Source organism: Acinetobacter pseudolwoffii (genome assembly GCF_002803605.1).
Taxonomy (GTDB): Bacteria; Pseudomonadota; Gammaproteobacteria; order Pseudomonadales; family Moraxellaceae; genus Acinetobacter; species Acinetobacter pseudolwoffii.
The window spans coordinates 1-9,168 of record NZ_PHRG01000014.1; the positions used below are offsets into that span (position 1 = coordinate 1).

The following is a 9,168-nucleotide window of genomic DNA, read 5'->3' on the forward strand; positions in this document are numbered from 1 at the left end:
TTTACTTTCTCTAGCTTCAATAATTGCTAAAAGTATTAAGCGCATTTCTACCAAATCAAGTTTGTAGCTTGCCTCAATCAAGATATTCGCTTTTACGACTATATTTTTACTCATTATTAGACCATAAAATTTTTATTAATTTACTATATATTTTTTTTTGTAGGAAATAAAGAAGAAAACGAGATAAACATATACTGCTAAAGGTAGGGATATATACTGCTAAAGGTAGGGATATATACTGCTAAAGGTAGGGATATATACTGCTAAAGGTAGGGATATATACTGCTAAAGGTAGGGGGTGATCCTCTATAACCCTTTATCTACAAGCCTTTAAGGTAGGCTAAAAACATTAAAAACTATTAAAAACATTAAAAACATCAATTAAGAAAAATTGCCCTTGGTTTTCGCTACGCTCAAACTCTATTGAATCTCGCTTTCGCTCGATTCTAGGGACAATTTTTTGGTTAATACATATATCAATTTAAAAAAATCAAAAGCAATAATGCATTCGCTATGCTCATGCTTTTTTAAAAACAAAAGCTTCATCGTTCGCGCACTTCGTGACGCTCTGATTCTGAGTCACGTAAACAAAAGGAAGCCTGTAATCAGGGAAAAACCCGGCTAAAAGTTGAGGGTGTCAGTTCGCTCGTAGACACTCGCTCTGTAATATATTGTTTTAAAAAACTATTTTTTATTAGGATTTCTCACATCTGTTGAAATATCTTGTACTGTCTTATTTATTAATTGAAACGCTGCTGTATTTTCAGCATGTTCAATATATTTTTTCAGTTGTTCATTATTACTTAATCCATTAATTAAGATTGATGATTTAATTGCTCTTCCAATTTTCTCAATATCATTAGTTTCTTCTGAGATATTCATATAATTCAATAATTTTTTAACTGCTGCTCCTAAAAAAATTAATTCAGCATTTCTTTGATTTCGTGATTCAGCTTTGTTTTCAGCAGTCTTAGGGTCGAGGGCTTTTTGAATTTCGACAGCAATATTTTTTTCAAGAAATTCATTCTTAGCTGATCGTTTGAGCTGATCTAAAGACTTGTGCATTGTGAAATAAGCATCTGCACTTGTAGTTGATAGTCTTTCGAGTGCAAGTATTGATTGTTCGAGCTGTGTTGGTTTTATGCTTTGTTTTAACAGATTGAAATAAGTCATCCGTTTATCAAAATCATTTTTTTCATATCTACATTTTTTAACTAATGCCAAGTTTTGAATGAGTAGTTTTTCAGGATTTATTTCATATTCCCTAACAAAATTTTGCTCAATTAGTTTATGAAAAGGGAGTGTTTTAATGTGCTTGTAAAGTTCGCATAGTTCATCTTGAGTTACGACTAAATTTGGACGACCTGCCATTTATGAAAACCTCAAAAAATGTCACTAATTAAAAATTATCATAACCTGCAATTGGGGATGAGTCATAATTATTTCTGTTTATACAGAAATAATTAATGACCTCGTTTCCGTGTCTTTTAATTGACATACCCCCTAAAGGGGTTATGATCAAGTTAAAAGACACTACTCCTCGTCCTGCCGGAGGCAGAAGAGACCCAGCTAATAGAGGGATTTTTTATGTATTACTTTAACCAACGGCAGAATGTAAAAAATAAAAAAACTCTAATTAAGTCGGGTAAAAACAAAGGCAAAACAAAGAAAAGTCCAACTTCAAAAAATGGCTTTCACTACATCACTAGAACAGCTCATCACGCGACACTAAAGGAAGGGGAGTCTGTCGAATTTGTTAAGTCTGGGAACATGCCCCAATGGGCTAAGAACGACCCAAAGAAGTTCTGGCATAGTGCGGATAAATATGAAATCGAGCGCGGCCGGACTAGCCAAGTGATGACGGTCGCACTGCCAAAAGAGTTAAGCCAATGGCAACGGCAAGAACTTGTCGAAAAGTTTATTGATGAGTTCGCAAACAAGCATCAATTTCCGTTCACTTGTGCCGTTCATATCCATAAATCAGCAATTACGGGTGAAGATCAACCGCACTTGCATTTCATGTATTCAGAGCGAACCCTTGCCGATGGTTTGGAAAGACCACCGGAGCAATTCTTTAAGCAATATCGTCCAAAAAACCCAACAAAAGGTGGAGCTGAAAAACTAACAGCAGATGCATTGGGCTTAGGTCGTGATCAAATCGCTTATCATCGACAAGTTGCTGAGAACTTGATTAATGAAAGTCTGGTGACGTATGCACCCACTAAGGTTGTTAAAGTGAAAGGGCGTAATCCTGGGGAGCCGGAACTTGAAATTGTTGTGCCGAATATAGCTTCATGCTTGAGCAATAAAGACTATAACGCCAAATATGGCACTAATCTGAAAGATGTTGAGCAGATCCCACGTTATAAACTCAATAGCTCTGATCCTGACGTGATTAAAGAAGTTGAAGCAAAGAAGGAAACGATTTTACAAACTAGGGATTGGAATAATTTTGAGCTATATCAACAGCAGTATTACGCTATGCTTGAAAAGGTCAAGCGGAAAGAAGCTGAAATGCAGCAACGGCAAGTAATTGAGCGTGTTTCAGCATCCGATTTAGCCTACAAATTAGATTGGATAACGCATCAAGGAACAGTTGAAAAAGTGAAGGAAATTAGGAAGCTCGCAGTTCTCCAAGACGAACCAAATTCTAACTATATCGATGTACTTGAGCGCAAAGCATCCCTATTGAATGACGTGGCAATAAAAGAAGATCGGAAAGAGGTATCAACTCTGATTTATGAAATTTACAAGCATGATTTAGAGCAAATACAAGAATGCTCAAAGAGTCGATCTATGACTTATAGTGAAATGCGTATGTCAGAGCGTTTAAATGAGCGTATTTCACGATTTGAAAGCATATATGGTGCAAATACACATGGACAGCTTAAGGTTAAAAATACGCGAAATTATGATGATCTAAATAATACTTTCGAGCTGTAAACCGGACATTTCTATTTGGGGCTTACAATGAAATTTCGTATAAGAGATTTTATGTTAAATAAAAAGACGCCTATGTAAAGGCGTCTTTTGAATATTTCTAGATTATTGAAAAGCTTGTCTTAGAACTTCACCTTTCTCTGTAGAGGTTTGGCTAGTTGTAGAGTTTTCATCATTTATATCTAAAATATCTTTTCTTTTTTCAGGGCCATAGTATGAAATAAATTTATTTATAGATTTATCCCATGCTAAATAACTGCCGTTATATTCAGATGTAAAACGATAGTGATCTTTAACTTTTTTTAGCTCTAATCCTTCACGTCCTAACCAATAATTAAGTACATGATTGTATTTACCTGCCTCATTTTGAAAATAGATATCTATAAAGCCATCACTACTTCCAGTGAAAAATGAGTAAGCACCTTCACAGGTAACTGCTGAAGATCGGATAATGTAATCTTTTAGTCCATCGCCATTAAAATCTACATTTACCAAAAATCCTTTATAGAAAGTGATTTTAGGATTTTTAACTTGCATTTCTTCATCTTCAGATATGCGTTGGCAGGTATCTATATACTCACTTTGAACTACTTCTTTAATCTCTATAGGCAGCTTATTGAAAGGAATACTATTATTTTTTACAGGGATTTCTGCTAAAGAATTCGTACAAAAAACAGCTATGGCTGCAAAACCTATTAACTTTTTCATTAATAAACCTATTTATTTGGATTTTATAGAGATTAATAGGTGTATCTAAAACCTTGTGCCATCATACAATCTTGTATCATTTCAGCTTTTTCATTTTGATTTACTTTAGCTAAACCTATGTCATAGCGACATTTTGCTAAAGCATTATTAGCATCATGTGGAGTAATTCCAGCTTTTCTCCACATAGGTTGTGATGTACTACATGCAGAAATTAAAAGTGTTGAAACAGCTAATGCCCCGATAATTGTTTTTTTCATAAAAAACTCTATAAAATTTAATCAAATAATTTTTCTATTCTATCAAATTTTATGAATTTTGTAATAAAAAATGGGAGCCTAAGCTCCCATTTTTATTGATGATTTTTTAAATCTTCTAACATTGCTTCTCGCAGAATTTCATTCATTCGTGTTTGATAGCCTTTGCCTTGAGCTTTAAACCATGCAAGTACATCAGCATCTAAACGAATGGAAGTCTGTTGCTTCACTGGGCGATAGAATTGATTATGGCGTACAGCATTGCTCCAGTCGGTAATTTCAGGCATATCTGAGAGATCTAGCTGATCGTCAGGAACCGTTCCCTTAGCAAGCAAGCGTTGAATTTCAGCATCTTGCTTGTCGCTGAATTTTTCATTCAGTTCTTTGCGTGAGTATCTAACCATGCTCATATCTATCTCGCTCCGCCTTAGTTACTTGTCTTGCACTAATGATTCGTATGATTTCACAGTCATCTTCATCAAAGATGGTGTGAGCTACTAACAGCATTAGTACGCCTTTTACTTTTCCAATGGTTTGCCAACGTTCTTCACCATCGGTATGTCTGTCCTGGATTGAGATCCTTAGAGGATCTTCAAAAACAAGGCTTGCCGTTTCGAAAGAGACATCGTGTTTTTTCTGATTCTTTCGATTCTTTGCCTCATCCCATTCGAAATACTGTTCCATAAAAAACATTCAAATTTGTATATACAATAATGTATCACAAAATTGTATATCTCAAGTTGAGAAGCGTAATTTTTAGTCAAATTTATTGGCAAAAGCTTACAGAATCGAACATAAAAAAGCCGACTTGTTTCAAAATCGGCTTTTTGGGCATTCTTGGATTTTTTTTGTTTTATTAAGTATTTGATATTTATATTAATATACAAGTGTATTGCGTATAACCACCATTATGTTAAATAAGCATAATTCAATACAAGCAATTGATCGAACTATAGATTAATTTAGGTAGTTAACTCATTAACCCTATTTAAAACAATGAAAATAAAAACTTACTCTTCTAAAGGCTTTATCGGAGTTTTATTGCTCATAATATTTATGGCATGGCTTGCACTTAAATGCATTCCTCTATCAGAGCAAGAACAAAATGCAAAAATTAGTAGCAAAATGGAAAGGCAACGGCTTCGATTGGCTCAAGAATTTGATAGGTACACTCTAGAGGAACAAGTACGATTACCAAAATATGATTCCCGTAAATATGTCCTAATTAAACGTAATAGCAGATTCTGGTTAATACCTAGAGAATATTTTAGTGATAATGGTTTTCATATAAGGTGGCCAGATACGGTAAATAGGCTACTAAAAAGAAATTGGGAAAATCAATTTAATAAAAAATACCCTATTGTGCGAGTCTTTGTGGAGTCACGACAATTTAATGCATCTACAGGTTATGCAGGTAATGATAAATTTTTAAATGTAGAGCCGTGCAAAAATGGAAATGATTGGTTTATTTGGAATGGAATAAATGTTCGGATATATCCCAGTGATGTACCTAATCTTTCAGATAAGCAACGTTTAGATATATGTTTAACAGTATTAAAAATCCTCAATGAGGAAATAAAGGAAATAAGTTAATTAACTTTAAGATTTCCTATAATTAACATAATACACGTTATGCGAAATTAGAAAAATGAGTTTATTGCACTGATATTTATCTGTTTTTTAAATTTTAGACCTGGGTTGGTGCCCAGGTTTTTTTATTGCGTATAACAGCCATTATGTTAAATAGAAAATTTCTAGAAATAATAGAAAAGATTGTTTATTAATCAATTAATCAAAAAATATCTTACTAATTAGTATAATTTTATTGCAAATTTTTATTTATATTTCCAATATATGCAAATCCTTTAAATCAATGATTTATGGGTTTTTATATAACTTCAATATTCATGAGATATACAATGAAAAAACTGCTTTTAGTATCACTTCTTGGGGCTATTGCAGCAACTACAGCAAATGCTGGTAGTACAACAATTCAGCCATATGTAGGCGCTGGCTATACATTTTTAAATAACGATGATGTTGATGTACATTTTCTAGGCCTGAATGGTGGTTTGCAATTTAATGAATATGTTGGTGCTGAAGTATTCTGGAATAAATCTGTAAATGACATCGAGTTCGATGGCGATTTAGAAGAATTTGGTGTAAGAACTGACGCCGATGTTCAATACTATGGTATTGGCTTAACAGCTAAATATCCTTTAGCAAATAATTTCTATGCTAAAGGTATGGCAGGTTATGCACGTGTTGACCTCGATGTAGATGCTACTTATCAAGGTTATACAGTTTCAGCTAGCGAAGATGATTCAGGTTTAATCATTCAAGCTGGAGCTGGCTATAACTTCACTCCAAACTTGGCTGCAGAAGTAGCTTACACACACGTTAATGCATTTGATGGCTTTAATGGTGTAAATGCTCAATTAAAATATAACTTCTAATTTGTTGAGTAAAAAAGCGAGGAGAAAATTCTCGCTTTTTTTTGGAAATTTGTATAACAGCCATTATGTTAAATAGGCATACAATTGTTTTCTTAATTCATTTAAATAATCATTTTCTTCAATAAGAGGAACTCCATCACGATGCAAGATGAGATCATTAAATGACCCCATTCCTCCAAAATTAATGCGCAATTGATACTTAGCATATTCTGGATCCTCTTTAAGACATAAGAGCATATCAGAATATGCTTTTTCCCAATTTTTTAAATCAAATTCTTCAAATAATGCTATTAGCTTTTCAATTATCGATTCTAGACTTTCATTTTCCATAAATTCTTTAATTTTCCTAAAATTAACATAATACACCTTATACGAAATGCGTTATAATTTTCTTTAGAAATCAATGCTGTAGTTTCTAGTTTATAGCTCATCTTCCCCAAGGTGGGCTTTTTTTATGATTTTTCACGTTCCACGCCTATTCTTTGATCAATGTTTCACGACTTTGTTCATATCAGTTTAACAATCGTGGTTAATCATAGGGTCTAAAAAAACGGCTCCAAAAGCCCCTTTTCTCCGGTTCCTGTTCAACATGCTCCGGCACTGGAATCCGCTTATTTTCCCTCCGCTCTGGAGTAGTCAATCCGTCATGTTTAGCTTCTGCTGTGTCAGGTTCGGGATCTGGTTTGACTATGCTGGGTTGCACTAATTCTTGATCGGTAAACGTAGTCATATTAGGTTTTGGGGCTTCTAATAGGCGTTGCATCGTTTCAATTTGGTTTTGATAGAAAGATTCCCGATCTTTGGCATCATCAAGCTGATTTTTGAGCATATCTATCTGCTGTCTAAGCAATAAAACTTCTGCCGAAGTTGGACTGTCTATTTTTACAGGCTCTTTTACATCCTGTTTTCTTGCAGGTTCACCAAATACACGGATGGCTTCTGAGAAATCAATCTTATTATCAGAATTTTTACTTAAAATTCCTTTGTTTATCTGATTATAGATGGTCTGTCTATTGATATTGTAAAGCTTGGATAACTCTAAAACTGAAAGGCTTTTCATGATGTAAAGTGATGCCTAATCTTGTAAAAATGTCTTGTCTATTAGACTGTCTAATAGACAAAACGACAAGTCTATATTTTAAGCAGTATTGAACCCGACTTTTTCTAGATAGGGTAAGTATTCCTGAACCTTATCAGGAATAGTTAAATTTTCAGAAATTCTTATAGCGAAGTCATCATAACTTTCACCAACTTTGCTGTACTTTGAAGCAAATGAAGGTTCATGAACTAGCTTATTTGAGAACAAAAGAATTTGTTTATCATTTAAGGCGATTTCCATTTTAATTGGCTGTGATGTTTTGGATCTTATTGTGAACTCAAAGCCAGTTATCTTGGTTCCAGACTTTTTGGTTTTATAATCAATAGTTATGTCCGAAGACTCATTAATTTGATCTTTTGCTACTTCAAGGACTTTCTTTTGAAAGTTATCAATTCTTGAAAGTTCTATTTCTGTTAAACCTAATGTATTTCGTAAATCAGAGAGAGAAATATAAAACTTTTTAGCAATCTTCCATTGCATACATATTTCATAAATCCGAACAGCATAAATACTAGAAAACTTACTTATTTGAAGAAGGTCATAACGCGTAAATTCTTTTTCTAAGCGACTTATTAATGGTATGACATCAGGAGCAAAAGATAAGTAAACAAAACCTGGCTTATAACCTACCTTAGATACCCATCGAGAAGTAAAAAAGATTTTAGAAGTATCTTCACTTAATAGATCAAAATCCCAATCCACATATGAAAATTGTCTGTCGAACAGGGTTTTACAAGCCCCTCGTAGCATGGAATAAGAGTTTTTGAGGCTAATATCAAACATTTCTGCATACTTTTTAGCTGATATTTTTATCAGAGAGTTAGCATCAATCAATGTTTTACTTTCTCTAGCTTCAATAATTGCTAAAAGTATTAAGCGCATTTCTACCAAATCAAGTTTGTAGCTTGCCTCAATCAAGATATTCGCTTTTACGACTATATTTTTACTCATTATTAGACCATAAAATTTTTATTAATTTACTATATATTTTTTTTTGTAGGAAATAAAGAAGAAAACGAGATAAACATATACTGCTAAAGGTAGGGATATATACTGCTAAAGGTAGGGATATATACTGCTAAAGGTAGGGATATATACTGCTAAAGGTAGGGATATATACTGCTAAAGGTAGGGGGTGATCCTCTATAACCCTTTATCTACAAGCCTTTAAGGTAGGCTAAAAACATTAAAAACTATTAAAAACATTAAAAACATCAATTAAGAAAAATTGCCCTTGGTTTTCGCTACGCTCAAACTCTATTGAATCTCGCTTTCGCTCGATTCTAGGGACAATTTTTTGGTTAATACATATATCAATTTAAAAAAATCAAAAGCAATAATGCATTCGCTATGCTCATGCTTTTTTAAAAACAAAAGCTTCATCGTTCGCGCACTTCGTGACGCTCTGATTCTGAGTCACGTAAACAAAAGGAAGCCTGTAATCAGGGAAAAACCCGGCTAAAAGTTGAGGGTGTCAGTTCGCTCGTAGACACTCGCTCTGTAATATATTGTTTTAAAAAACTATTTTTTATTAGGATTTCTCACATCTGTTGAAATATCTTGTACTGTCTTATTTATTAATTGAAACGCTGCTGTATTTTCAGCATGTTCAATATATTTTTTCAGTTGTTCATTATTACTTAATCCATTAATTAAGATTGATGATTTAATTGCTCTTCCAATTTTCTCAATATCATTAGTTTCTTCTGAG

13 protein-coding genes are annotated in these 9,168 nt (G+C 33.5%); 3 read left to right on the top strand and 10 right to left on the bottom strand.

All coding sequences use genetic code 11. The annotated features are described in order from the left end of the window. Both CWI32_RS14335 and CWI32_RS14345 read right to left on the bottom strand, forming a co-directional pair. On the bottom strand, positions 1-114 hold a 114-nt coding region (locus CWI32_RS14335), incomplete at its 3' end, for a RepB family plasmid replication initiator protein (RefSeq protein ID WP_157799540.1). A gap of 570 nt (positions 115-684) precedes the next feature. Continuing rightward, positions 685-1,371, bottom strand: a complete 687-nt coding sequence (locus CWI32_RS14345; protein WP_071852198.1) for a hypothetical protein — start codon at positions 1,369-1,371, stop codon at positions 685-687. Between the two features lie 216 nt (positions 1,372-1,587). Between CWI32_RS14345 and CWI32_RS14350 the strand changes: the two genes are divergently transcribed. Next, the gene (locus CWI32_RS14350) at positions 1,588-2,943 is read left to right on the top strand and encodes a MobA/MobL family protein (protein ID WP_071852197.1); all 1,356 of its coding nucleotides are present in this window, start codon (positions 1,588-1,590) and stop codon (positions 2,941-2,943) included. A 102-nt stretch (positions 2,944-3,045) separates the two neighbouring features. Here CWI32_RS14350 and CWI32_RS14355 read toward each other — a convergent pair whose 3' ends face one another. The 4 genes from CWI32_RS14355 to CWI32_RS14370 form a co-directional block, all read right to left on the bottom strand. After that, entirely contained in the window at positions 3,046-3,648 is a 603-nt protein-coding gene (locus CWI32_RS14355; RefSeq protein WP_100535605.1) for a hypothetical protein, read from the bottom strand. A 32-nt stretch (positions 3,649-3,680) separates the two neighbouring features. Beyond that, entirely contained in the window at positions 3,681-3,905 is a 225-nt protein-coding gene (locus CWI32_RS14360; protein WP_033134781.1) for a hypothetical protein, read from the bottom strand. Positions 3,906-3,997: 92 nt separating this feature from the next. Then, positions 3,998-4,312: a BrnA antitoxin family protein gene (locus CWI32_RS14365; RefSeq protein ID WP_083008170.1), complete on the bottom strand. Its 315-nt coding sequence runs from the start codon at positions 4,310-4,312 to the stop codon at positions 3,998-4,000. After that, positions 4,299-4,586, bottom strand: a complete 288-nt coding sequence (locus tag CWI32_RS14370) for a BrnT family toxin (protein WP_023271598.1) — start codon at positions 4,584-4,586, stop codon at positions 4,299-4,301. Before CWI32_RS14370 ends, CWI32_RS14365 begins: the two co-directional genes overlap by 14 nt. A 312-nt stretch (positions 4,587-4,898) precedes the next feature. Between CWI32_RS14370 and CWI32_RS14375 the strand changes: the two genes are divergently transcribed. Both CWI32_RS14375 and CWI32_RS14380 read left to right on the top strand, forming a co-directional pair. Next, entirely contained in the window at positions 4,899-5,495 is a 597-nt protein-coding gene (locus tag CWI32_RS14375; RefSeq protein ID WP_005166856.1) for a hypothetical protein, read from the top strand. 326 nt (positions 5,496-5,821) lie between these two features. Next, positions 5,822-6,358 (top strand): porin family protein, encoded by a 537-nt coding sequence (locus CWI32_RS14380; RefSeq protein WP_100535606.1) that lies wholly within the window; start codon positions 5,822-5,824, stop codon positions 6,356-6,358. 63 nt (positions 6,359-6,421) lie between these two features. Here CWI32_RS14380 and CWI32_RS14385 read toward each other — a convergent pair whose 3' ends face one another. The 4 genes from CWI32_RS14385 to CWI32_RS14405 form a co-directional block, all read right to left on the bottom strand. Beyond that, on the bottom strand, positions 6,422-6,688 hold the full coding sequence (locus CWI32_RS14385; protein WP_100535607.1) for a DUF6966 domain-containing protein: 267 nt from the start codon (positions 6,686-6,688) through the stop codon (positions 6,422-6,424). 199 nt (positions 6,689-6,887) lie between these two features. Further along, complete coding sequence (locus CWI32_RS14390; RefSeq protein WP_071852199.1) at positions 6,888-7,418, bottom strand: plasmid replication DNA-binding protein; 531 nt, start codon at positions 7,416-7,418, stop codon at positions 6,888-6,890. 78 nt (positions 7,419-7,496) lie between these two features. Continuing rightward, entirely contained in the window at positions 7,497-8,408 is a 912-nt protein-coding gene (repM, locus tag CWI32_RS14395; protein ID WP_004733876.1) for a replication initiation protein RepM, read from the bottom strand. Positions 8,409-8,978: 570 nt separating this feature from the next. Next, positions 8,979-9,168, bottom strand: a 190-nt coding sequence (locus CWI32_RS14405; RefSeq protein ID WP_157799541.1) for a hypothetical protein, incomplete at its 5' end; no start/stop codon positions are given.